The 26,654-nt window shown below is 27.3% G+C and carries 22 protein-coding genes and 2 tRNA genes; 22 read left to right on the forward strand and 2 right to left on the reverse strand.

The annotated features are described in order from the left end of the window. Positions 1-3 precede the first annotated feature (3 nt). From cysD to tyrA, 18 genes are all read left to right on the forward strand, one after another. Positions 4-918: a sulfate adenylyltransferase subunit CysD gene (cysD, locus tag BOBLI757_RS00805; protein ID WP_046304671.1), complete on the forward strand. Its 915-nt coding sequence runs from the start codon at positions 4-6 to the stop codon at positions 916-918. A 13-nt stretch (positions 919-931) separates the two neighbouring features. Continuing rightward, entirely contained in the window at positions 932-2,374 is a 1,443-nt protein-coding gene (gene cysN / locus BOBLI757_RS00810; protein ID WP_046304673.1) for a sulfate adenylyltransferase subunit CysN, read from the forward strand. 4 nt (positions 2,375-2,378) lie between these two features. Continuing rightward, positions 2,379-2,999, forward strand: a complete 621-nt coding sequence (cysC, locus tag BOBLI757_RS00815; RefSeq protein ID WP_046304675.1) for an adenylyl-sulfate kinase — start codon at positions 2,379-2,381, stop codon at positions 2,997-2,999. Between the two features lie 111 nt (positions 3,000-3,110). Beyond that, positions 3,111-3,392: a septum formation initiator family protein gene (locus BOBLI757_RS00820; protein ID WP_046304677.1), complete on the forward strand. Its 282-nt coding sequence runs from the start codon at positions 3,111-3,113 to the stop codon at positions 3,390-3,392. Between the two features lie 52 nt (positions 3,393-3,444). Further along, entirely contained in the window at positions 3,445-4,146 is a 702-nt protein-coding gene (gene ispD, locus BOBLI757_RS00825; protein WP_046304679.1) for a 2-C-methyl-D-erythritol 4-phosphate cytidylyltransferase, read from the forward strand. A 13-nt stretch (positions 4,147-4,159) separates the two neighbouring features. Next, complete coding sequence (gene ispF, locus BOBLI757_RS00830; protein WP_046305395.1) at positions 4,160-4,627, forward strand: 2-C-methyl-D-erythritol 2,4-cyclodiphosphate synthase; 468 nt, start codon at positions 4,160-4,162, stop codon at positions 4,625-4,627. A 629-nt stretch (positions 4,628-5,256) separates the two neighbouring features. Then, complete coding sequence (locus BOBLI757_RS03270) at positions 5,257-6,144, forward strand: peptidoglycan DD-metalloendopeptidase family protein (protein ID WP_046305397.1); 888 nt, start codon at positions 5,257-5,259, stop codon at positions 6,142-6,144. A 737-nt stretch (positions 6,145-6,881) separates the two neighbouring features. Next, positions 6,882-9,515, forward strand: a complete 2,634-nt coding sequence (gene alaS / locus BOBLI757_RS00840) for an alanine--tRNA ligase (protein WP_046304681.1) — start codon at positions 6,882-6,884, stop codon at positions 9,513-9,515. Between the two features lie 119 nt (positions 9,516-9,634). Beyond that, the gene (csrA, locus tag BOBLI757_RS00845; RefSeq protein WP_046304683.1) at positions 9,635-9,802 is read left to right on the forward strand and encodes a carbon storage regulator CsrA; all 168 of its coding nucleotides are present in this window, start codon (positions 9,635-9,637) and stop codon (positions 9,800-9,802) included. Positions 9,803-10,013: 211 nt separating this feature from the next. Beyond that, positions 10,014-10,102: transfer RNA gene (locus BOBLI757_RS00850), tRNA-Ser, on the forward strand. A gap of 28 nt (positions 10,103-10,130) precedes the next feature. Then, a tRNA-Arg gene (locus BOBLI757_RS00855) sits at positions 10,131-10,204 on the forward strand. 542 nt (positions 10,205-10,746) lie between these two features. Then, on the forward strand, positions 10,747-12,117 hold the full coding sequence (gene ffh, locus BOBLI757_RS00860; RefSeq protein WP_046304685.1) for a signal recognition particle protein: 1,371 nt from the start codon (positions 10,747-10,749) through the stop codon (positions 12,115-12,117). A 109-nt stretch (positions 12,118-12,226) separates the two neighbouring features. Beyond that, the gene (gene rpsP / locus BOBLI757_RS00865) at positions 12,227-12,475 is read left to right on the forward strand and encodes a 30S ribosomal protein S16 (RefSeq protein ID WP_046304687.1); all 249 of its coding nucleotides are present in this window, start codon (positions 12,227-12,229) and stop codon (positions 12,473-12,475) included. Positions 12,476-12,484: 9 nt separating this feature from the next. Continuing rightward, positions 12,485-13,051 (forward strand): ribosome maturation factor RimM, encoded by a 567-nt coding sequence (gene rimM / locus BOBLI757_RS00870; RefSeq protein ID WP_046304688.1) that lies wholly within the window; start codon positions 12,485-12,487, stop codon positions 13,049-13,051. A gap of 46 nt (positions 13,052-13,097) precedes the next feature. Further along, positions 13,098-13,841: a tRNA (guanosine(37)-N1)-methyltransferase TrmD gene (trmD, locus tag BOBLI757_RS00875; RefSeq protein ID WP_046304690.1), complete on the forward strand. Its 744-nt coding sequence runs from the start codon at positions 13,098-13,100 to the stop codon at positions 13,839-13,841. A gap of 85 nt (positions 13,842-13,926) precedes the next feature. Beyond that, positions 13,927-14,283, forward strand: a complete 357-nt coding sequence (rplS, locus tag BOBLI757_RS00880) for a 50S ribosomal protein L19 (RefSeq protein WP_144406189.1) — start codon at positions 13,927-13,929, stop codon at positions 14,281-14,283. A 626-nt stretch (positions 14,284-14,909) separates the two neighbouring features. Beyond that, entirely contained in the window at positions 14,910-15,995 is a 1,086-nt protein-coding gene (locus tag BOBLI757_RS00885) for a 3-deoxy-7-phosphoheptulonate synthase (RefSeq protein WP_046304694.1), read from the forward strand. Further along, entirely contained in the window at positions 15,992-17,122 is a 1,131-nt protein-coding gene (gene tyrA, locus BOBLI757_RS00890) for a bifunctional chorismate mutase/prephenate dehydrogenase (protein WP_046304696.1), read from the forward strand. Before BOBLI757_RS00885 ends, tyrA begins: the two co-directional genes overlap by 4 nt. Before the next feature lie 236 nt (positions 17,123-17,358). Here tyrA and BOBLI757_RS00895 read toward each other — a convergent pair whose 3' ends face one another. Together BOBLI757_RS00895 and bamD are read right to left on the reverse strand one after the other, a co-directional pair. Further along, entirely contained in the window at positions 17,359-17,961 is a 603-nt protein-coding gene (locus tag BOBLI757_RS00895) for a prephenate dehydratase domain-containing protein (protein WP_052712335.1), read from the reverse strand. A gap of 181 nt (positions 17,962-18,142) precedes the next feature. Then, complete coding sequence (gene bamD, locus BOBLI757_RS00900; protein WP_052712336.1) at positions 18,143-18,838, reverse strand: outer membrane protein assembly factor BamD; 696 nt, start codon at positions 18,836-18,838, stop codon at positions 18,143-18,145. A gap of 158 nt (positions 18,839-18,996) precedes the next feature. Between bamD and rluD the strand changes: the two genes are divergently transcribed. From rluD to BOBLI757_RS00920, 4 genes are all read left to right on the forward strand, one after another. Then, a complete protein-coding gene (rluD, locus tag BOBLI757_RS00905; protein WP_046304698.1) occupies positions 18,997-19,941 on the forward strand; it encodes a 23S rRNA pseudouridine(1911/1915/1917) synthase RluD in 945 nt (314 codons plus the stop codon). Positions 19,942-20,214: 273 nt separating this feature from the next. Beyond that, positions 20,215-22,788, forward strand: coding sequence for an ATP-dependent chaperone ClpB (gene clpB, locus BOBLI757_RS00910; RefSeq protein ID WP_046304700.1), 2,574 nt, complete (start codon positions 20,215-20,217; stop codon positions 22,786-22,788). 711 nt (positions 22,789-23,499) lie between these two features. After that, positions 23,500-24,540, forward strand: coding sequence for a UDP-N-acetylmuramate dehydrogenase (gene murB, locus BOBLI757_RS00915; RefSeq protein ID WP_046304702.1), 1,041 nt, complete (start codon positions 23,500-23,502; stop codon positions 24,538-24,540). Positions 24,541-24,676: 136 nt separating this feature from the next. Next, entirely contained in the window at positions 24,677-25,402 is a 726-nt protein-coding gene (locus tag BOBLI757_RS00920) for a biotin--[acetyl-CoA-carboxylase] ligase (RefSeq protein WP_052712337.1), read from the forward strand. Positions 25,403-26,654 lie beyond the last annotated feature (1,252 nt).

Raw genomic sequence — 26,654 nt, forward strand, 5'->3', positions numbered from 1 at the left:
TACATGATAGAATTTCAAAAAACTTTTACTTATTTACAAGAATTAGAATCAGAAAGTATTTATATTTTTCGTGAAGTAGTTGCTGAATTTAATAAACCTGTAATGTTGTATTCAATTGGTAAAGATTCTTCAGTAATGTTGCATATAGCTCGTAAGGCTTTTTATCCTGCCAGATTACCATTTCCTTTGTTACATGTAGATACTGGTTGGAAATTTCGTGAGGCTTACAGATTTCGTGATTTTATGGCAAAAAAGTATAACTTTGATTTGCTAGTTTATCAAAATTTAGATGGTATTAATAGGGGTATTAATCCATTCATCCATGGTAGTGCTATATATACTGATATTATGAAAACTGAAGGTTTGAAACAAGCTTTAAATAAATATAATTTTGATGCAGCTTTCGGTGGCGCTAGACGTGATGAAGAAATTTCTCGTGCTAAAGAACGAGTTTATTCATTTCGTGATCGGCATCATCGTTGGGATCCTAAAAATCAACGACCTGAAGTTTGGCATAATTACAATGGGAAAATTAATCAAGGAGAAAGTATTCGTGTCTTTCCTTTATCTAATTGGACAGAATTTGATGTATGGCAATATATATTTTTGGAAAATATAGATATTGTATCTTTGTATTTAGCAAAGTATCGCCCTGTTGTAGAACGCAATGGTATGTTAATAATGGTAGATGATGATCGTATTGATCTTAAAAATGGAGAAACCATTCACGAGCTTATGGTACGTTTTCGTACTATCGGATGTTGGCCGTTAACTGGTGCTTTTGAATCCAAGGCTGAAACTTTGTTAGATGTTCTTGAAGAAATGCTTATTTCTACTAATAGTGAACGTCAAGGGAGAATGATTGATTCTGATCAATCTGCATCTATGGAAATGAAAAAACGTCAAGGTTATTTTTAGTTAATGGTTTGAAATGAATATTACAAAACAACAAATTAAACAACAAGGCGGTATTAGGGCATATTTATATGCTCAACAATATAATAAATTATTGCGTTTTTTAACTTGTGGCAGCGTAGATGATGGTAAAAGTACTTTAATTGGTCGTTTATTACATGATACAAATCAAATTTGTGATGATCAATTGTTAAAATTATATAATGATAGTAAACGTTTAGGTTATTGTGATGATACTAAATTAGATTTAGCTTTATTGTTAGATGGTTTACAGGATGAACAAGCACAGGGAATTACTATTGATGTTGCATATCGTTATTTTTTTACTTCAAAACGTAAGTTTATTATTGCTGATACTCCAGGTCATGAACAATATACTCGTAATATGGTTACTGGTGCTTCTACAAGTGATGCAGCTATTTTATTAATTGATGTTCGTAAAGGATTACGAGAACAAACGAAAAGACATAGTTTTATAAGTATTTTATTGGGTATAAGTTATCTTGTAGTAGTAGTGAATAAAATGGATTTAGTTAATTATAATCATGATCTTTTTGAAAAGATTAAGCAAGATTATCTTATTTTTGTTAATCAATTATCAGTTAATATTAATATTGTGTTTATACCACTATCTGCTTTGAATGGAGATAATGTTATTAAAAAATCAAGCAATATGTCTTGGTATCATGGATCAACATTATTGGATATTTTAGAAAATATTGATTTAACTAATTGTCCAGGTAAACAAAAATCTTATGCATTACGTTTTCCAGTGCAATATATTATTCGTCGATCTGATTTAGACTTTCGTGGTTATAGTGGTTCAATAGCTTCTGGTAAGATATGTGTTGGTCAATTAATAAAAATTTTACCATCTAAAATAATTTCAAAAGTTGATCGTATTATTACTGTTAATGGGGATTGTAAAGAAGCATGGGCAGGTGAAGCAATTACTTTGACATTAGCAGATAATGTTGATCTTTCTCGTGGGGATCTAGTGATAGATAAAAATGAAATATTACATGCTGTGTCTTGTGTTATAGTAGATGTAGTTTGGATGTCCGAACAAGCATTAGTGGTGGGGCAAGTTTTTGATATAAAAGTCGCCAACAAAATCAGCTATGCTTTTGTTAAAAATATTCAATATCAAATAAATATTGTTACGTTAGATCGTCACGTTGTTGATAGTTTACCATTAAATGGTATTGGATCGGTAGAGTTATGCTTTGATGAACCTTTGTTTTTAGATATGTATTCCGATAATAAAATAACTGGTGGTATTATTTTTATTGATAGGTTGAGCAATGTCACAGTTGGGATTGGTATGGTACGTAAATTATTAATTAAGGATTGTGACAAGCAAAGTAATATTTATACTGATTTTGAGTTGGCTTTAAATTCATTAGTTTGTCATTATTATCCTCATTGGGGTGCACGTAATTTGTCAGAGGATACATAAATTTATGATTAATAGTTCTAATAATTTTGCTTTACATAATCAAAATATTTCTTGGTATTTTCATAGAATTCAACGGCAAGATCGTGAACGATTACATAAACATCGTAGTATGTTATTTTGGTTTACTGGTTTGTCAGGATCTGGTAAATCTACTCTGGCTAGTGCATTAGAGAAAGAGTTATATCATCGTTCTATTAGCACTTATTTGTTGGATGGTGATAATTTACGATATGGTCTCTGTCGTGATTTAAATTTTACTGATAATGATAGATGTGAAAACATGCGGAGAGTAGGAGAAGTTGCGAAATTAATGTTTGATGCTGGTTTGGTAGTCTTATCAACTCTTATTTCTCCTTATCGTTCTGAACGGCAATCTATAAGAAATAAATTTCCTACAGGTTCTTTTGTTGAAATATTTGTTGATACACCATTAAATATTTGTGAAAAACGAGATCCTAAAGGTTTATATAAGAAATCCAGAGCTGGTAGTATAGAAAATTTTACCGGCATTGATGGAGTATATGAAGAACCACATGAACCAGAAATTCATCTTGATGGTCAAGAATTGTTAATAGATCTTATAAGGATTTTGTTGGAAAAGATTGATGTTTGTTTGTTGTGTTAAAAATAAAATATTATTTTAATTACATAATATGTTTTATGTATTACATCTAAAAGTAGATTATTAAATTATTAAATTTTTAGATGATATTGGGCTTGATTTTAAAGGTTTGATATGATAAAACTCGAGTTTTGCTTATTTATATTAATAATGTGGCTGCAATGTTTGTTTTGGTTTGGTAAAAATGGTATGCGAGAATTGCAATCAGTTAACAGTTCTATTAGAAATCAAGAGTATGCTGCTAGTCATATTATTAGCATGAAAATACGTAATGATAAATTGTTTGCTGAAATTAATGATTTGTACAATGGATATGAAGCCATTGAAGAACGTGCCCGTACCAATTTGTGTATGATTAAAAAAGGTGAAATGTATTATCGTTTAGTGTCAAATTAATTATAAGAAAGTTAATAATAAAGATTAAATTTTAAATTAGTGGAATGTTTTTTTGAAAAAAGATTTTCCTGATGTTGTTGCTGTGTTACCAGCAGCTGGTGTGGGTAGTCGTATGAAACATCATCTACCTAAACAGTATTATATTATTAATGATAAAACTTTATTAGAGCACGCTGTTGATGCGTTAATGTATCAACCATGTATTAAACAAATAATAGTTGTTATTAATTGTTGTGATCATTGGTTCCATAAATTACCAATCGCAAATGATTCTAGAATTAGTGTAGTAGTTGGAGGCAAGACACGTGCTGATTCAGTAATGATTGCTCTTGAACATATTCATCAAAGTGAATGGGTTATAATACATGATGCAGTACGTCCTTGTTTACATCAGGATGATCTTCTGCGTTTACTTGAAGTAACTATTTTTTCACATATCGGAGGTATTTTAGCTATACCAGTATCAGACACTATAAAACGAGCGTATACTTATAGTGATATTATACATTATACGATAGAACGTAAAGATTTGTGGCGTGCTTTAACCCCACAATTATTTAATTGTAATCTTTTAAAAAAATCACTTGCTCAACTTTTAGAACGTGGTTGTATTATTTCTGATGAAGCGGCAGCATTAGAAATGTGTGGATATCATCCGCAATTAATTATTGGCAGGTCAGATAATATTAAGGTAACTTATCCGGAAGATTTAATATTAGCGGATGTTTATTTATCTAAAATTTATGCTAAATAGGGTATTTAAAAAAATGAGAATTGGTCATGGTTTTGACGTACATAAGTTTGGAGGGGGTAAACCATTGGTAATTGGTGGAGTTGTTATTCCTTTTTCACAAGGATTATTAGCTTATTCTGATGGAGATGTTTTGTTACATGCTGTTATTAATTCTTTTTTGGGTGCTGCAGCATGTGGTGATATTGGTATGATATTTCCTAATACTGATGAGAAATTTAAGGGTGCAAGCAGTCGTGATTTATTACGTATTGTATGGAAAAAAATCCTTAATAAAGGCTATCAGCTAAGTAATTTAGATATTACTGTTATTATTCAAATGCCACAATTATCGTCTTATATTTTTCAGATACGTAAAAATATTGTAGAGGATTTAAATTGTCAAATAGATATGATTAGTGTTAAGTCTGTGACGACTGAAAAATTAGGATTTATTGGGAGAAATGAAGGTATTGCATGTGAATCTTTAGTGTTGTTAATTTAAAAATTTTATATAGTTTGTCAATTAATAATAAGATATTATACAATGGGATTGTGGATGAATTTTGTTTTTTATTGATAAATTAGTATATTGATTGGCTAATTTTATCAATATTTTGAATAGTGTTATGTATTATGTTTTAGTTATATATAATACTATTAAGATATTATTTAATGCAGTTATTTATTTATAATGTTTTCTCGGTAGTATATTATATTACATTGTTATTAAAGAATTAGATTAGTTTGATTATGATGCAGATATCTTCAATAAATTTATGTTATTGTTAGATGATGTTTTGTTGTTATTAAATAAATTAATCACTATAGTTGAATGCAATAGTTGTTACGTTTATTATGTTGATATATACAAGTATTGAGATAGTGAGTTAAGGCATCATTTTATAGTTATTATATTGCAAATAAAATAGATAATGTTAAGTGGTGATATTTTGATATTAATTGAGTAATTTATATATATCATTATTATTTAACGCTAGTCACTGAATTGATATTATAAGTTTAAATGTTGTTAATAAGGGTGTTATATAAAACATTTTGTATAAATTATTATATTATATTATATCATGTATTTGTTTAAATTATTGTTCTTATTCTTATACAAAATTATTTGTGATTAAAGTTGACAATGATATAACACATCCATTTTACATTTTGTGTGTAGATTATTTAAAATACAAGCATAATTATAAAAAAGTATTTAATGAGGTTTATCATCATTATTATAAAATTCAAAATGATGATACTTTGTTTTATATTTCTTGGATAACTAAGAATGATTATCTATTTGTAGTAAAAAAAAATAATACTCAAGAATTTAATACATTGAAACTTGGAAATATGTTATATGTTAATAGTACTAACTTAAAATTAATTAATTCTTTATCATGTGTTTATCGTGTTGTTCATAATTTTATTTATTTAAATGAATGGGGTAGGTGTTTTTATTCTTGTTTTGGAAAAATAATCATTAAAATTAAAAGTTATTTTATTTTTAGTAGAAGTAATAATGATGCTGGCATTATATATCCTGTATTTAAAGAAATTAAATCTATCAATGTAGGTGATTATTATTTAGTGTCTTATAATATAGAACAAAACAATATTACTCATTTGATGTTATCTACTGCTACCGTGAGCAGTTGGCAATGGCCTACAGATGGTAAGATCGTTGATTATTTTTCTTCTATTGAAGGAGGTAATAAGGGAATAGATATTTCAGGATCATTAGGTCAACCTGTACTAGCTGCTGCCAATGGTAAAGTAGTATATGCTGGTAATGCGTTACGGGGATATGGAAATTTAATTATTATTCAGCATAATAATGATTATTTAAGTGCTTATGCTCATAATGAGTTAATATTAGTTAATGAACATCAAAAGGTTAAGGCAGGACAGAAGATAGCAACTATGGGTCATACGGAAACAAATTTTGTCAAGTTACATTTTGAAATTAGATATAAAGGTAAATCTGTTAATCCGTTATTTTATCTTCCATAAGGTGAATGTTTTTAGGTTATTTAGTGTTATTGGTGTAATTAACATGTGGTATATATATGAAGTTAATTGAGTGTGTATCAAAAAATTGTATTTATTGTGGATAAGTAATGTTATGTATTTAATGATTTTTATAAATATTGTGTTAATTTATTAAAAATTTTATTTAGAATTAATGTAATAAATTTTAGAAAGTAGTTAATAATAACTAATATGTTTTGTGATTTGAATTACATAATATTTATTTTAATCACTGGGTATGTAACTAATAAAAATGTATATGTATTTTAGTTTAAATATTGTATATTTTAGTATTTAATATGCAACTAGCAAAATGATTAATTATTTTTAAGTTATTCAAAGCTTATTGTTTAATTATTGTTAGTGAATTATTGATATAATAACTAATGTCGTGTAATTTTTAATTAATTATTAGTATGATATTATCATTCAATTCAATTACATATATAGTTAATATTGTTAATATTTTTATTAATATTTGGTTTTTATCTTTCTAAGTAGTAATGTGTTTTTATTGAAAAATTTATTTGAATAATGATTATTGATTTATTAAAGTTATATTTATATTTTTTTTAATTTTTATTTTGTTTTTATTAATGTTATTTTTAGAATATTATATAATGCTGGACTTTGGTTAAATTAATAAAATATAAATTAAAGATGTAATGTATGTATATTGTGTAAAGTAATTATTTGTTTTGTTATTATTGAGCATAATGATGAGTAAAAGTACTGTTGAGATACGTCAAGCATTTCTTGATTTTTTTTGTACAAAAGGACATTATGTGTTTCCTAGTAGTTCATTAATACCTGATAATGATCCGTCTATTTTGTTTACTAATGCTGGTATGAATCAATTTAAGAATATGTTTTTAGGCTTAGAGCAATGTTTGCATAACCGCATTGTTACCATTCAGCGTTGTATTCGAGTTGGAGGCAAGCATAATGATTTAAATCAGGTGGGATATACACCTAGACATCATACTTTTTTTGAAATGTTGGGTAATTTTAGTTTTGGTGATTATTTTAAATATGATGCTATAAAATTTTCATGGGAATTGTTAACTAGTAAATATTGGTTTAATTTACCTAAAGATAGGTTATGGACGACGGTATATGATTCTGACGATGAATCTTATAATATTTGGTTGCATGAAATAGGTATATCACCTCAACATATTATTCGGATAGGGGATAATAAAGGAGGTGAATTATATGATTCTGATAATTTTTGGCAAATGGGTGATTTTGGTCTATGCGGCCCTTGTTCAGAAATTTTTTATGATCAAGGAGATCATATTTGGGGGGGGCTTCCAGGGACTGTAGAGGCAATCGGGGATCGTTATGTTGAAATTTGGAATTTAGTATTTTTGCAATTTGATAGGCAAATAAATGGTGAATTATTGCCTTTATCTATTCCTTCGGTAGATACAGGTATGGGTTTGGAGAGAATTGCAGCTATATTACAATCTGTTGATAATAATTATCATATTGATTTATTTCGTAAGTTAATTGTTGCTATATCACAAATAGTTGGTGTTACTGATTTAAATACAGTATCTTTACGTATCATTGCAGATCATATTCGTTCATGTACTTTTTTGATTAGCGATGGTGTTGTGCCTTCAAACGAAGGTCGCGGTTATGTTTTACGACGTATTATCAGGAGAGCTATTCTCCATGGCAAAAAGTTATGTGTAAGTAATATTTTCTTTTATAAATTAGTTGAGCCTGTAATTGATATTATGGGTTTTATAATTCATGGAATATCTTTACAACAAAAAATGATCGAGGATATTTTATGTAATGAAGAAAAGAAATTTGTTACTACACTGCAACGAGGAATGGATTTATTAAATATTACATTGTCAAAATTAACTGAAAATATTTTAGACGGTAAGACGGCATTTTATTTATATAATACGTATGGTTTGCCGTTAGAATTTACTTTAGATATCTGTCGTGAACATGGTATAAAAGTGGACGACATCGGGTTTCATCGTGCTATGTTGATAGCACAACAGAATGCGCGTAATTTTAGTAATTTTAATTACAGTCATATTGCCTTTATTAATAAGTTTACAAAGTTTGTTGGTTATGATCAATTTGAACATAATAGTAAAGTTATTGCTTTATTTAAGAATAATCACTCAGTAAAAATGATTGGCGTGAATGATGAAGCGTGTGTAGTACTTGATATAACTCCTTTTTATAGTACAGGTGGTGGGCAAGTTGGAGATTGTGGTGAATTAAACGCTTTATTAGGTATTTTTAAAGTAATCGATGTACAAAGAATTGGTCAGGTTATAGTACATCAAGGCAAGATGCTATCTGGAGTATTAAATGTTGGTGATCATGTATTAGCTAAAATTGACAAATTACATCGATTGCGTGTTTCTTTAAATCATTCGGCAACACATTTATTACATTCTGCATTAAATTATGTTTTGAATATAAATGTTCTTCAAAAGGGTTCTTTTATTAGTGAAAAATATTTACGTTTTGATTTTGCCTATGATAAAGAGATTAATTTTAATCAAATATGTTTAATAGAAGATTTTATTAATCAGCAAATACGATGCAATCTTTCTGTTGTTACTAGGTTAATGTCGCTAGATGTTGCTCTTAGTAAGGGAGTGAAGGTTTTATCAGGTGAAAAATATAATGCTCATGAAGTACGTGTATTAAGTATAGGAAATGTTTCTTCTGAATTATGTGGAGGTACTCATGTTGATCGGACTGGTAATATTGGTTTATTCATTATAACTGCGGTTTTTGGAATAGCTTTGGGGGTACGTAGAATTGAAGCTGTTACTGGTAATATAGCGTTGTCTATTGTGCAGCAAAATAAAAGTATTCTGCAAAGAGTTTCTCATCTTTTGAAAATTGATAATAAAAATATAGTTAAGAAAGTAAGTAATTTATTAAATTATACACAGCAACTGGAAAAAGAAGTTAAATTTTTGAAAAATCAAATTATATTTCAAAAAAGTATGTCTTTAATTAATTGTGTGCGTTATATTAAAGATGTACAGGTATTAATTAGTCATGTAAAAAATGTTGATATAAATATGTTGCGTAACATGGTAGATAATCTTAAGGATAAATTAATATCAGGTATCATTATTCTCGCAATTATAAATAGAAATGATAAAGTTAATTTCGTGGTAGGAGTAACTAAAGATTTAATGAATCGTATAGATGCTGTAAAAATTTTAAGTTTTTTATCGAGTAGAATGCAAGGAGGTAAAGGTGGTGGACATCCTGGTTTAGCACAAGGTGGTGGATATGATAAAGTATTTTTATCGGCGGCATTAATTAGCGTAGATGCTTTTTTAGCCATGAGTTTGTAATATAGAAGTTATTAAAAATTTATTTTTTAAATTTTTAATCATTATAAAACTTACAATGAGATGTATGAAGTAGTATTTTTTTGAAGGGATTGTTATTTGAAATTTCAAGGAGTATGAGAATGCTTATTCTGACTCGAAGAATTGGTGAAACTCTTATGATTGGTGATAAAGTTACTGTTACTGTATTAGGTGTTAAAGGTAATCAAGTTCGTATTGGTGTTAATGCTCCAAAGGACATATCTATACATCGAGAAGAAATTTATCAGCGCATTCAAGCTGAAAAGTAATAGTGATTTATTTTATTTTATTTTTTTAGGATTGTATTTTTTAGTAATTAATATTCAAGTAAATTTTTTGTTATATCGTAAAAGTTTGAGTGGTATTTTGCTGTTTTTTAATTTTAGCTATATTTTTAATAAATTTTTTGATTTATTTTTTTACGAAATATAATTTTATTAAATAATAGTATTATTATAATATATCGTTATTAGTAGTGTAGGTGAGGTGGTCGAGGGGTTAAAGGCGCTCCCCTGCTAAGGGAGTATATGGTTTAAACTGTATCGAGGGTTCGAATCCCTCCCTCACTGTTTGAATGGAAATTGTTATAATATATTTGCACCCGTAACTCAGTTGGATAGAGTACTCGGCTACGAACCGGGTTGTCGGGGGTTCAAATCCTCCCGGGTGCGAGTATAGTTTTTAATTAGTTAGATAATTCATTTTTTTGTGTTTGTGTTTGATTGAGAAGAAAAGTATGATGGCTTACTTTTAGTTTTATATTTTTATGTATTTAGCAGTTTGTTAACAAGTTACAGTATATTTATATTTAACTATTTATTAAATATAATGAGTTGGATATTAATTTATATTGGCTAATGTACGTTTGTTTGTGTTTATGATAAAGATGTAAAATTTTTTATATAATAATTTGATAGTTGTATAGTGTTTTTTATGAGTACGTATTTAGTAAAATATTTTATTTTTTAATGTTGTTTTAATTGTTAATTATATATTATATAGGTAATATATACCACGGCATTAATTAAAACCTTATAAATAAGACTATTTATATAGCGTATTCTGTTGCTGTGCTATTATGATTTTTTTTAGTTTTGGTGTATAATGTTTTGTATTTTATTTTTTATGATTGTTTATTTTATTATTGACAAATTATTATTTGTAAAACAGGTTGTGCATGATAAGTTAATAATTTTTTTTGAGTGAAAATATTATGTTTGAACGTTTATCTAATAGATTATTAAATACTTTACGTAAAATTCAAGGTCCTGTTCTTTTGACTGAGAGTAATATTAAGGATACTTTATGTGAAGTACGACAAGCATTATTAGATGCAGATGTTTCTTTGTCAGTAGTAAATAGTTTTATCGATTTAGTAAAAAAAGATGCTTTGGGTCAAAAAGTTAATAAGGGTTTAACTCCTGGTCAAGAATTAATTAAGATTATACGTACTTATTTGATTACAGCAATGGGGGGGGGTAATAGTAACTCTGTTGGTTTAAATTTACTCGGACAAACTCCATTAGTAATATTTATGGTAGGTCTGCAGGGAGCAGGAAAAACTACGAGTGTGGCTAAACTTGGTAATTTTTTAAGAAAAAAAAATAAAAAGGTATTAGTAGTATCTACAGATATTTATCGTCCAGCAGGTGTTAAACAATTAGAAATTTTAGCTCATAAGAGTGATATTGATTTTTTTTCTTCTGATTTTGATCAAAAACCAATTGATATAATAAAATTAGCTTTAAATACAGCGCATATTAAATTCTATGATATATTATTAGTTGATACTGTGGGTTGTTCTCATACTAATCAGAGTTTGATGTCAGAGATAGTGGATGTTTGCTCTGTTGCTAAACCTATAGAGACTTTACTTGTAGTAGATTCTATGATTGGACAAGATGCAGCAAATGTTGCCGATGCGTTTAATCGACTATTACCATTAACTGGCATTATCCTTACTAAGGTGGATGGTGATGCACGTGGAGGAGCAGCATTTTCTATTTATCATATTACTAAGAAACCGATAAAGTTTATTGGGGTAGGCGAAGGTATTGATGCTTTGGAGCCCTTTTATCCAGATCGTTTAGTAGGGCGAATTTTAGGGATGGGTGATGTTTTGTCTTTAATTGAAGATATCGAAGATAAAGTAGATAAAGTGCAAGTAGAAAAATTAGTCAATAAAGTAAAAAGTGGTGATGATTTTAATTTGTTTGATTTTATGAATCAATTGAAACAGATGAGTAATATGGGTGGAATGCTTAAGATTTTAAGCAAATTACCTGGTATTTCTTATTTACCAGAGGTTGTCAGATCAAAATTAGATGATAATTTTTTTAATCGTATGTTAGTTATTATTAATTCTATGACTATTCAAGAGCGTAATAATCCTAAAATTATTCAGGGATCACGTAAAAATCGTGTTGCGCGTGGATCTGGTGTAAAAATTCAGGATGTCGATAATTTATTACGGCAATTTTTTGAGATTCAAAATGTTATGAAGAAAATTAATAAATATGGTATATCAAAAGTTATGAGAACTTTACATAGTAAAATTTTTTCTAGTTTTAGTAATAAATATTAATGTTTTTAAAATAAGTAATAATCAAACATGATATACTGTTATAATTAATCAAAGATAGTTTAGTTCTAGGGTCTTATTGCTTGTTAAGAAGTATAGAGGATGCAAAAAAATGGTAATAATACGATTAGCCCGTGGAGGGGTTAAAAAACGCCCCTTTTATCGTGTTGTTGTTACTGATAATAGAAATGCTAGAAATGGTCGATTTATAGAACGTGTTGGTTTTTTTAATCCGATTTCTATTATGAATAAAGTGGAGAATTTAAGTTTAAACATGGATCGGATAACCTATTGGATAGATAGAGGAGCTCAAGTTTCTACACGAGTTTTTTCTTTAATAAAAAATGTTAAAAGTAAATAATATAGATTTATGATTATGTCGATAATTAATCAAGATTTTATTTATGGGCCTAAAAATCTCATAATTTTAGGAAAATTCGGAAAAGCGCATGGGATTATGGGTTGGTTGAAAGTTATTTCATTGACAGAGACATTGTGTAATATTATTGATTATCAGCCATGGTTAGTTTTTGCACTTTCCAAATGGCATTGTTTGTTTGTAGAATATTGGCGGTATTATAATAAAAATATACTTGTTAAGATTAAAGGCATTAAGGATCGTAATATTGCTTTTTCTTTGGCTAATTGTGTTATTAATATCGATGTTTCTCAATTACCATCTCTTAAACAAAATGAGTATTATTGGAAAGATTTACTGGGTTGCCAAGTATTAGCTAAAGATGGTTACCAAATAGGTAAAGTAACAAGTTTAATAAAAACTGGCGCAAATGATGTTTTAGTAGTAAAAGCTATTACGCAAAAATTTTTTGGTATAAAAGAATATTTGATTCCATTTATTCAAGATCAAGTAATTAAAAATGTCAGTCTTGCCAAAAGAATTATTAATGTTGATTGGGATTATAATAGTTGTTACTAAAAGTAAAATTATTTAAGATAATTTTATTAGATAATTGGTATAATGTATGCAAATTGGTATAGTTAGTTTGTTTTCTCAAATGTTTCATGCTATTACTAATTTTGGTGTAACTAGTAGAGCAATAAAAAAAGGTATATTACATTTAGAATTTTGGAATCCTCGTGATTTTACTACGAATCACCATCGTACTATTGATGACCGTCCCTATGGTGGTGGGCCAGGGATGTTGATGATGATGCAACCTTTACGAGAGGCGATTCATGCTGCTAAATATAAAATAGGTAGTAATGGTGAATATGTTAACGTTGTATATCTTTCTCCTCAAGGTTGTAAACTGGATTATCAAGGTGTTAAAGAATTATCTTCTAATTTAAAATTGATTTTAGTGTGTGGACGTTATGAAGGAGTGGATGAACGATTAATTGAGAGTGAAGTGGATAAGGAATTATCCATAGGGGATTATATTCTTAGTGGCGGTGAATTAGCAGCAATGGTACTGATAGATGCAATGGTAAGGTTGTTGCCCGGTGTTTTGGGTAATCAAATGTCGTCTATAAGTGATTCATTTGCTTATGGTATATTAGATCATCCGAATTATACTCGTCCTAAAATATTAAACAATATGCAAGTTCCTGCTATTTTGTTATCTGGTCATCATAGGAAAATTTATCAATGGCGTTTAAAACAAGCATTAGGACGAACTTGGTTGAGAAGGCCTGATCTTTTTAAAAAATTAAAATTAAATAAAGAGCAAAAAAAGTTATTAAGTGAATTTCAAAGTGAATATTAGTTATATCTAGATTTATAATTGGTAATGAGATACAGCTAAAATAATATTTATAATATTTTTTAAATTTTATGTGATTATTTTGAGAATGTTAAAAGTGAATAAATTAGTTATAGATTTTAATAAAAGTCAAATGAATTCTGATTTAGTGTCTTTTAGACCTGGTGACTCAATTTCAGTAAGAATATGGGTATTAGAAGGGGTTAAAAGACGTTTACAGATTTTTGAAGGTGTTGTAATTGCTATTCGTAATCGTGGATTGCATTCTTCGTTTACTGTTCGTAAGATTTCTTATGGAGGTGGAGTTGAACGGGTTTTTCAGAAGTATTCTCCCATCATTGAAAGTGTTTCAGTTATTCGTCGTGGTATTGTTAGGCAATCAAAATTGTATTATCTGCGCACGCTTAGCGGCAAGAGCGCGCGGATAAAAGAACGTTTATCTTGATACAGAGTTCACCATTACTAAGATTGATTTAATCTAATTATATTCTTTTTTATAAATAATTTTAATTAACTAATGAATACATTGAGTTGTATAAATAGTATATTGTTTATTTTGTTTTATAATTAAAATATACAGTACAATAGTAATAGATGTTAAGCAAAAATTATTAGGAGAAATGAATATTATTGCCATTTAATTTATAAATGTATTTTATAAAGATTATCTTTTTGTTAAATTTGTATTTTTATTTATAATTTAAGAGATAATATAATAATAATTTCATTTTTTTAGTGATTGAGATTGTTTGTTTGGTTAATAAATAATAATTTATATTTAGTGATATGTGTTTCCAATTTTTGTTGTTTATAGTATAAATGAGTTAGGAGTATTTTATTATTATAATAATAAAATACAAGTTATAAGTTGAATGTAAGTTTTTAATTGATTTAATATTATATAATTATTTGATAAAATATAAATGTTCATTGATTATTTATTTATTGAAATTTAAAGTATATATTAATTTGATCTGTAATATACAAAAATAGTATTATGTTCTATGTATTGTTATGCGATGTTTTAATATATAGGGTGATTGTTTAATTTTTTTATTTTGGATAAATAATATGCAAGAAAAAACGGATAAAAATATTAATTTTTATAATAATCAAGAAATGATTACTCCAGCAGAATTAAAAAGCCGATTTCCTTTAAAAGAAAAGGAGAGTCGTTTTGTTTGTGATTCCCAACAGATTATTGCCAATATTATTCATGGTAAAGATTCGAGATTATTGATAGTGTGCGGCCCTTGTTCCATTCATGATGTTGATTCTACTATAGATTATGCACATCGTTTAAAGGTTCTTTCTGATGAATTAAGTGATAAATTATATATTGTCATGCGTGTTTATCTTGAAAAACCTCGTACTGTTTTAGGTTGGAAAGGTTTAATTAATGATCCCCATATGGATGGATCTTTTGATATTAAAAGTGGATTAGAAATTTCCAGATCTTTATTATTGAAATTATTAACAATGGGATTACCATTGGCCAATGAAGCTTTAGATTTAAATACACCACAGTATCTTGGAGAATTATTTAGTTGGTCTGCTATTGGCGCTCGTACTACTGAATCTCAAGTTCATCGTGAATTGGCATCTGCTTTGCCTATGTCTATAGGTTTTAAAAATAGTACTAGTGGAAATTTAATGAGTGCAATTAATGCTATACGAGCAGCATCAATATCTCATTGTTTTATGGGTATTAATCAGAGTGGAAGAATTTGTTTATTAAAAACGCAGGGGAATTTAAATGGACATGTTATTTTACGTGGAGGTATAAAACCGAATTATTATCCAGAAGATATTGCATATTGTGAAAGTCAATTGTTAAAAGTTGGGTTACCATTATTTTTAATGGTTGATTGTAGTCATGGAAATTCTAATAAAAACTATCATGACCAAATCAAAGTAGCAAGATCTATTTTAGATCAAATTAAAGATGGTAATCGTTCTATTGTGGGATTGATGTTAGAAAGTCATATTTATTCTGGTAATCAGGTTTTACAATTACCTTACGTTAAGTTACGTTATGGTGTATCAGTTACTGATGCTTGTATTGATTGGATTAGTACTGAAAATTTATTGCGTCAGTTGCATATGGAATTAAATTCTATTCTTTCTAATCGTTTAGTAGGAGCTATGAATACATGATACAGGAATTAGATGTTTTACGTAATAAAATTGATGAGTTAGATAAGTCTTTGTTGGATTTATTAGCACAACGTTTATTATTAGTGACACAGATAGGTGAATTAAAAAGTCGTTATGGTTTATTGATTCATGCTCCAGATCGGGAAGAAGTCATGTTATCTTCTAGACGAAAGGAAGCTATAGAGTTAGGAATTTCACCTGATTTAATTGAGGATATATTACGTAGAATAATACGTGAATCATATTTTAGTGAAAATGAAAAAGGATTTAGAAATTTATGTCCACATGCGTCACGCCCAGTCGTTATAATTAGTAATAATAATAATAAGATTAGTAAATTATTTAATAGAATGTTTATTTTATCAGGATATCAGGTTAAATTTTTAGAAGGTAATGATTGGTATATAGAAAAAGAAGTTTTAAAATATGCAAGTATAGTATTGATTAATTTATCGATGCGTTTAACTGTAGAAATAGTTAAAGAATTAACTTATTTGTCAGATGATTGTATTTTAATTAATGTTTTTTTAGTTAAAGATATATCATTATTAAAGATTATGTTAGATATTCATGACGGTCCAGTTATAGGTTTACAACCTATGTTTAATGCAGATATAAAGAACATGGTTAAACAGGTCATTGTTTATCATGAAGGGCGTATGTTTACAAAACATAGTTGGTTGCTAGATCAAATTAAAGCTTGGGGTGTACAGTTATATCATTATGATTCAGCTGAACATGATAAGAATATATCTTTATCTCAAGAATTTTTATATTTTGTTATTTTTGTTTTTGGTGCATATTTAAAAGAAAGTAATGTAGATTTGAAAAAAATTTTGTTGTTATCTTCATCTATGTTTCGTTTTCAAATGATAATGATAGGTAGATTTTTTGCTCAAGATCCCATTGATTATATAGATATTATTGTAAATTCTAAAAGTTGTTTGTCATTAGCTAAAAGTTATTATCAACAATGCATTAAGATATTAACTGTTTTAGAACAAGGTAAAAAACAAGAATTTATTGATTATTTTTATCACATAAGACATTGGTTTAGTAATTATGCTGCTTCTTTTTTTAAAGAAAGTAGAATGTTATTGAGATATATTGATGATAATCGTAAGTAGTGTTCTTTTAGAATTTGTAATATAAAATTTAATTTGTAACAAAACAGTTATTGGTGTTATTTTACTATTTTTAGATTAAGGGTGATTAATTAAAAAAATTGTAGATCATTATCAATGATCTGGTAAAAATCAACAATGTAAATAAAAGATTTTGGTTGATATTTGTGTATGTTAATTTTCTTAGTTAATATATTGAATAATTATAATTCAATAATTATATGATTATGTATGTTATGCTATGATGTATTGTGTTTGTTGTGTTTATATCCAATTACAACGAAACGAGTCGTGTTGTATGTGTCATTATTTATATTTAATTTTAATGTTTTTAATCCATAAAGAATACCTCCAAATTTACTTCCTAAAGCGGCAATTGTAGGTATATTGAGTTTAGCGACTGTCTTTATAGCATCAGATGTGCTTGTACAGTGCACAATGTTTTGTCGAGGAAAACGAGTTATAATATTACTACATTGTAAGAGAGGTTGTGGATGACTATATATTTTTTGAATTGTATTAAACTTAATGTTAGTAGTATTGGTTAATAAATAATGTTTAATGGGAATAATTATTTCTTCTATTAAAGACGTGTTCGTGTGTTTAAGGAGGTCATAAACTTCATCTATAAATCCTGAAGTAGAATTTTCAATAGGTAGAATACCGTATTCTGCATCTCCCTTTTCTACTACTTGGATAATATCAGCAAATTTTTGACAACTGTTATATTCAATGCCGTTATTAAAATATTGTGCACTATATTTTTTAGCGGCTATATAAGAATATGATCCTTTAGGGCCGAGAAATGCTATACGAATTGAATATTTATTATGTTGAAACATATAATTTTGTTTTTAAATTTATTATAATACTTTATTTAAATATGTTTAATGTAATTTGTTTATTATCGTTTCATAAATTATATTAAATCAGTAGACATGATTTGTATAGTGCTGTTATGTTATTTAATATTGATAATAGATAATTATCATGATGTAGTAGCTGTTACGATGTTATTTATTTTCATTTTTTATTTTTAATCAAATTGAGTTTTTGATATGCTTTATTTAAATAAGTTAATGCTTGATGTGCTGAAGGAGTATTGGGAAAAGAATTCAATATATTTTGAGCGCGATTTATAACTGTTGTATATGCTTTTTTTTTATAATAAAATTTTATAACATTTAATTCATATTCAGTTATTCTATTTTCTAAATAGAAAATATGTTCGTTTGCTTTTGTGTAATATTGACTTGTAGGATATGTTTTTGTAATATGCGAAAGATCATGCATTGCCGCATATGCGTAAGTTGGATTGTATTGTGATAAATGTATATTAAACAATTTATGTAACATATTATTCTGATTTTTATCTAGTGATAAATTAATTAATCCTTTGATATAGTAAACATAATCAAGGTTATGATTGTTAGGGTATGAATGTAGAAATTGATTGGCTATTTGTTGCGCTTGTTTTAAATCAGTATTATTATAGTAATAATAAATTAAATCAAGCTGAAGTTGTTGTTCGCATTCAATGTTTGAGCATGTTTCATTTAATTTGTTTAAATTTATAATATTTTTGGTGTTATTTGTTTTTTTTGTTTGTTTGATGGAACTATAGGGTTGTTGAGGTATCGTAATATTTGGTCTAGTACTACAACCAAATAGCATTATGTTAAAAATATTTATTAATATAATAATATATTTTATGTACATATTATATAATTTGTTATGTGGATGATTGTAACAATGGTGCTATAAGTAATTTTTTTAATCAAGGTGTTTATCTAAATTTGTGATAATTTATGTGAGTTAAAGTTTTTTCATATGTTATTATACATGTTTAATATACTTCATTTTCATTATAGGTGTATGTGAAAAGAAAGCAATCTTTTTTTAAAAAGATAGATAGACTTCAATCTGGAAAACGTTTAGATCAAGCTTTAGTTGTTTTATTTCCTGAATATTCACGTACACAAATAAAGGCAATGATTGTTTCTGGCAAGGTAAAATTGAATGAGCAGGTTGTTGTTATGCCTGATAAAAAAGTATCATATGGAGAATATGTAAAAATTAATGTCATTTTAACAAATGTGCGCTTGTTATGTGCACAGAATATTCCGTTAAATATTATATATGAAGACAATGATATTATAGTTATTGATAAACAATGTAATTTTGTAGTACATCCTGGTCATGGAAATCATTCAGGTACTGTTTTGAATGCATTATTGCATTATTTTCCAAAAATAGCTGAAGTACCTCGTGCAGGTATTGTTCACCGTTTAGATAAAGATACTACAGGATTAATGATTGTTGCAAAAAGGAGTTGTATTAGGAATCAATTAATTAAATTATTTCAATCACGAAGAATTCGTCGTGAATATGAAGCAGTGGTGTGTGGTTTAATGAATGTTAATGGTACAATAAAGCAGCCGATAAGTCGTCATTTTGTTAAACGTACTCATATGATGGTACATTATATGGGAAAAAATGCTGTTACTCATTATTCTATTTTAGAACAATTTAGATTTCATACTAGATTACGTTTACGCCTTGAAACTGGCAGAACACATCAAATTAGAGTGCATATGGCTTATATTAATCATCCTTTGGTAGGTGATCAAAAATATGGCACAACTCAATGTTTAGTTCAAGGAATGTCATCATTACTGAATGATTATTTACTTAATTTTAATCGACAAGCATTACATGCTATTAAGTTAGAGCTAAATCATCCTGTAACTAACATTGCTATGCAATTTTTTTCACCATTGCCACAGGATATAACAGAGTTGCTATATAAATTAAAAAATTAATTTTTTTTAAACATTTAAAAATGTAAAAATAGGATAAGAATAATAGGTTTTGTTTATATAATTGTTTATTCTGGGTATATAATTTTTTGTATTGTAGTTATTTTTTAGCATATATAGTGAATTATGTTGATTTATTTAAGTGTATATTAAGTATGTCTATAAAAAGGTTATGTTGTTTTTTAATTATATTTATTAAAATATTTATTAAATTTTTAAATTATAATTGTGTATATATACTTTATGTTGTGGAATTTTATTTAGGAAATAGAAATTATGCGTTTAGATCGTTTTACTAGTAAATTTCAGTTAGCTCTTGCTGACGCACAGTCTATTGCTCTTGGATTAGATAATCAGTTTGTAGAATCATTTCATGTAATGTTAGCTTTATTAAAGCAAAATAATAGTACTGTTTGTTTTATATTAAAATATATTAATGTTAATATTGTTCAATTTACTGCTGAAGTTGAACAATTGTGTCAAAGATTACCGAAAGTAGAAGGTATCGGTGGTGATATTCAATTGTCTTCACATTTAGTAAAAATATTAAATATATGTGATAAATTAGCACAAAAAAGAGCTGACAATTTTATTTCTTCAGAAATATTTGTTTTAGCTGTACTTGAATCACATGATGTTTTGTCAGATTTATTAAAGTCTTATGGTATTAGTAAAGATAAAATTATTGAGGCAATAGAAAAGCTTCGTTGTGGTGAGGGAGTACATTTTCAAGAAGCAGAAGATCAACGTCAATCTTTACAAATTTTTACTATTGACCTTACTAAATGTGCTGAACAAGGTAAACTTGATCCTGTAATTGGTAGAGATGAAGAGATTAGACGTACTATACAAGTGCTACAGAGACGTACAAAAAATAATCCTGTACTTATTGGACCGCCTGGTGTGGGTAAAACTGCTATTGTAGAAGGTTTAGCTCAACGAATTATTAATGGTGAAGTTCCGGAAGGGTTAAAAAATAATAGAGTTTTATCATTGGATATGGGAGCATTAATAGCGGGTACAAAGTACCGAGGTGAATTTGAAGAACGATTGAAAAATGTTTTAAATGGTTTATCTAAACGAGAAGGTAATGTAATATTATTCATTGATGAATTACATACTATGGTCGGTGCAGGTAAATCTAATGGAGCTATGGATGCCGGTAATATGCTTAAACCTAGATTAGCGCGAGGTGATTTGCATTGTGTAGGAGCTACAACTCTTGATGAATATCGTAAATACGTTGAAAAGGATGCTGCGTTGGAAAGAAGATTTCAAAAAGTATTTGTGGTAGAACCTACTATTGAAGATACAATTGCTATTTTGCGTGGATTAAAAGAGCGTTATGAATTACATCATCATGTGCAGATTACTGACCCGGCAATTGTTGCTGCAGCTACGCTTTCTTATCGTTATATTGCCGATCGTCAATTGCCAGATAAAGCAATAGATCTTATTGATGAAGCTGCTTCTAGTATTCGTATACAGATAGATTCTAAGCCGGAGGAATTAGATAGATTAGAAAGACGCATTATTCAATTAAAATTAGAACAACAGGCTTTAAAAAAAGAGTTTGATGATGCAAGTTGTAAACGTTTACAAATTATTAATGATGAATTGGTACAGAAGGAGTCGTCTTTTTCTATTTTAGAAAAAGCATGGCAATTTGAAAAGCAATCTTTATCTAAGACCCAATATTTAAAATCTGAAATAGAACAAGCAAAAATTGCCATGGAGCAAGCACGTCGTGTTGGTGATTTAGCTCGTATGTCTGAATTGCAATACGGGAAAATTCCGGAAATAGAAAAACAATTATCAAATATTTTACGATCTGAAAGTAAGAATATGAAATTGTTACGTAACAAAGTGACAGATATAGAAATAGCTGAAGTATTAGCACGTTGGACAGGGATTCCCGTATCGAGAATGTTAGAAAGTGAAAAAAATAAGTTATTGCGTATGGAACAAGCTTTGCATAAGTTAGTTATTGGACAAAATGAAGCTGTAGTAGCAGTATCTAATTCTATTAGACGTAGTCGTGCTGGTTTGGCAGATCCTAATCGGCCTATTGGATCATTTATGTTTTTAGGTCCAACTGGTGTGGGTAAAACCGAATTATGTAAAGCATTAGCAACTTTTTTATTTGATACCAGTACTGCTATGTTGCGAATTGATATGTCAGAATTTATGGAAAAACATTCTGTATCAAGATTACTTGGAGCGCCTCCTGGTTATGTTGGATATGAAGAAGGTGGGTATTTAGTTGAAACTATACGTCGTCGTCCTTATTCTGTAGTTTTATTAGATGAAATTGAGAAGGCACATTCAGATGTATTTAATATTTTGTTACAGGTATTAGATGATGGTCGATTAACTGATGGTCATGGTCGAATAGTAGATTTTCGAAATACTGTAATTATTATGACGTCTAATTTAGGTTCAGATATGATTCAGGAGCGTTTTGTTCAATTAAATTATCAGCAAATGAAGTCGCTAGTACTAGATGTAGTTAATCATCACTTTCGTCCAGAGTTTGTTAATCGTATAGATGAAATTGTTGTATTTCATCCGCTTAATAATGAACATATTATTAGTATTGCTAAAATTCAATTGAATAATTTGTTTAAGCGTTTAGAAAATAGGGGTTATGTTACTACTATTAATAATAGTGCATTAGAATTACTTGGACGGATTGGTTTCGATCCAGTATATGGTGCTAGACCTTTAAAGCGAGCTATACAACAAGAAATAGAAAATCCTTTAGCATTAAGGATACTAGAAGGTTCTTTGGTACCTGGAAAAGATGTTAGATTAGAAGTTAAGGATGGTCGTATAGTTATGGTTCAATGATATTGTATTTAGTTGTTTATGTTTATGTGCGTGTTAGCAGTTAATTATTATCTGTAATGTTATATTATAACTGCAGTTGTGGTATTATTTGATTTATTTAAAACGTTACATGATTGATATTAACCATAATAGTTAAAATTATATTTTTTATGGGAATGCATTTTGTGTTTTGTTTTATTAAATTTATTTTGAGATATAATTTTTTTATTTGTCGATAACATATATAATTATTGAAGATTGAAAAATTGTTGTAAATATTAATTAACATAATTGAATTTCTTATGTTTGTTAATAATTATTAGAAGATTTGTATCAACATTTTTTGTTTTAAGTGTGTATATAAGATATATTTTTGAGAAAAATGTTATTTAAGTTATTAGATTTTTTAATTGTAAACTTATGCACAAGTTTTGTTTTAAATGTTTCATATTATTGTATGGTTTAAAGTAATTCGTATTGTTAATAAATGTTAATTATGAGTTTTATTGTATTAGTGGTATATTAATAAATTATTATTATTAATTTCAATTATCTTTAATATATAATTAATGTGTGTATATCATGATAATTATTTTATTAATATATTAGACATAAATAAGTAATATTTTAAATATAGAGCACAGTTATTGTCTGTTATTTTTTTAATTAATGGTACGTTTATTTTGTAGGTGTTTAAATTAGTTTTATTATTCTTATAAAATAATTGCAAATATGTCCAATATTGTAACTTTAAAATATTTTAATTCTTTCGCTATGAATGTTTGTGCTCATTCTATTAATAAAGTTTATAGTGAACATGAATTGTTAATGTATTGGAAAAAAGCAACTGAACATGATAAGTCGGTTTTATTGTTGGGCGGGGGTTGTAATGTCCTATTTTTAGAAAATTTTAATGGTATAGTATTGTTAAATAGAATCAAGGGTGTGTTGGTGAATGAAGATGATAGTGCATGGTATTTACATGTTGGTGCAGGTGAGATATGGCATAGATTAGTTGTTTACAGTTTATCTAAAAATATGCCAGGCTTAGAAAATTTAGCATTGATACCTGGTTACGTAGGAGCCGCTCCAATTCAAAATATTGGAGCTTTTGGCGTTGAATTGCAACAATTTTGTGAATATGTAGACGTTTTACAATTTTATAATGAAAACAGAATTCGTTTGAATGCTACTGAATGTCAATTTGGATATCGTGATAGTATTTTTAAGAATAAATTAGATAATCAGCAGTATGCTATTGTTGCTGTTGGATTAAAGATTAATAAGAATTGGTATCCTATATTACGTTATAAATCATTACGCAGTTTAAATGTTAGTGGGATAACTCCTTATCAGATTTTTAATTTTATTTGTAAGTTACGGCAAAAAATTTTACCTGATCCTGCAATAATTGGTAATGCTGGTAGTTTTTTTAAGAATCCAATAATTGATGAAAATATGTTTAATACATTATTAAGATATAATCCAGATATGCCGTATTATCTGCAACGTAATGGAAGTGTAAAATTATTTGCGGGATGGTTGATTGATCGTTGTCATTTAAAGGGTTATAGATTGGGTAATGCAGCCGTGTACAATAAGCAAGCTTTAATTTTAATTAATTGTAATCAACGAGCTACTGGCATGGAGATTATCAAATTAGCTAGTTATGTTCGTAATAAAGTTGCTGATAGATTTTCTATTTGGTTAGAACCAGAAGTAAGATTTATTGCTGCTCAGGGAGAAGTGGATGCATTACAACTATTACAATGAATTATGATGTTTTTATATAAAATTTATTTTATATTTATTTTTTAGTAAAAATATAGGATTATCTTATGTTTGTCGTCAAATATATAATAAATTTTTTTGCGTTAGTCAAATTTTATTAAATATTTTGGAAATTATTTTGAAAAATAAATTGATTTTATTACCAGTGGTTAATTCAACTAATCAGTATTTAATTGATCATATTTTTTATTTAAATTCTGGAGATGTTTGTATTGCAGAATATCAAACTCAAGGACGTGGTAGACGTGGTAAAAAATGGATTTCTTTTTTTGGAGACAATTTATATTTATCTATTTATTGGTGTATGTATCGTGAGAAAAAATTAATTTCCGGATTAAGTTTGATGATTGCTATAGTGCTCGCGGAATTATTACAAAAATTGGGTGTTTATGAGGTACGAGTTAAATGGCCTAATGATCTTTATCTTAAAAATCGTAAATTGGCAGGTATTTTAGTAGAAAATATTAATAGAATAAATAATAGTTTTTCCCATGTAATTATTGGTATTGGTGTAAATTTATCAAGTTTCAATATAATAAATGCTTTAATCAGTAGTCGCTGGATAAATTTACAAGAATCAGGAATTGTTATTGCTCGTGATGTGTTGATTTTTAAATTAATTAGTATTTTACGAAAAGCTTTGCAGAAATTTGATAATGATGGTTTTGAATCTTTTTTTGTTCGTTGGTTTATTTTAGATAATTTTTATAATAAATTTGTTAAGTTATCAATTGGTAATACAATCATAAAAGGCATTAGTCGTGGTATAAATTGGCAAGGGGAAATTTTATTAGAAAGATCGGGAAAGATACGATCTTATTTTGATGGTAATATTATTATTTAATTTTAAAATTATTTGAATTTATGGAGTGTATTTATGTACATTGATTGAAAAGATATAATTAATGTATAATTCATGTAATGGATGAATTTATAAAATTGAATTTTTATTCGAGTCAAATAGTTTATTAGATAATTTTTGTCGTTGAGATATTTTGCAAAATGTTTAATTTTTTATTTTGTTGTATATTTTTTGTAAAGCGATATATTTAAGTTTAAAATTTAATTTTATGAATAATATTTTTGGTTAACAGATAATGGTTGATAATTTTGGCTAATAAAATGTTTTGTTTAGATTTTAATTTGTTAAGTTTATTGACAATAGAAAAAAATGTTAATATTTTATTTCGTAATTTGTTTGAATTGTGAGATAAGAGCCATAGTTGAATGATATTATTATATAATATAATATAAGAAAACGTTGGATATGATAACTTTAGATAATTATTGTATATTTTATCATAATAAATAAAAAAAATCGAAAAAAATAAAGAAACAAATATATTTGGGTATTTTATTGATGATTTAATTACTTATAAATATTTAATTTTTTTAATAGTTAAAAATATTTGGTTGAAGAGTTATTTATTTATTTGCTATCAAGGATCGTATCGTATTTACACATGTGAATGAATTGAAATAATAGTTATTTTGGGTTTTTTATTATTAAACATGCAGTATATTAGATTTTTTGATGTTATGTTTTGTAGGAAATTTTTTATTATATTTTTTGTATTAGATTTAGTATCACATGTTTAGTGATTCACTGAACAATGTTTTTATAATTTGTATTATGGTATTTTTATTATAGTACTTTTAATTTATATTTATCGTTCAAGTAATAGGTAACAAATTAATTATTAGAGATGGTTTTATATTGTTTTTGTTTTGCATGAGATATTATGTTATATAGAAATTAAAAAAAATGGTATACTAGTATAGCAAATATTTATTTATAATTTTGGAAGATAATGTTTGTTTATTTTTTTTATTTTGTTAAATAAAACGTATAGAATTATTTAATTAAGTTTATGTTAATTACGCTTAAACCTTAAGTAAGGTTTCGGGAATAATTTAATTTATTATTTATATTTAATGTATAGTGTATGATATATTTTATGTTATTAGTATTAATTAACTACTTGCAAAAATAGTAATAGTTCAATATTATGAGCGAATATTGTATAATAAAATGATATTGAATTGTTCTTTTGAATTAAGATTGTAATTTTTTGTTTTGCATTTGATGTGAATTA

The sequence above is a fragment of the Blochmannia endosymbiont of Camponotus (Colobopsis) obliquus genome, from assembly GCF_000973545.1.
Lineage (GTDB): Bacteria > Pseudomonadota > Gammaproteobacteria > Enterobacterales > Enterobacteriaceae > Blochmanniella.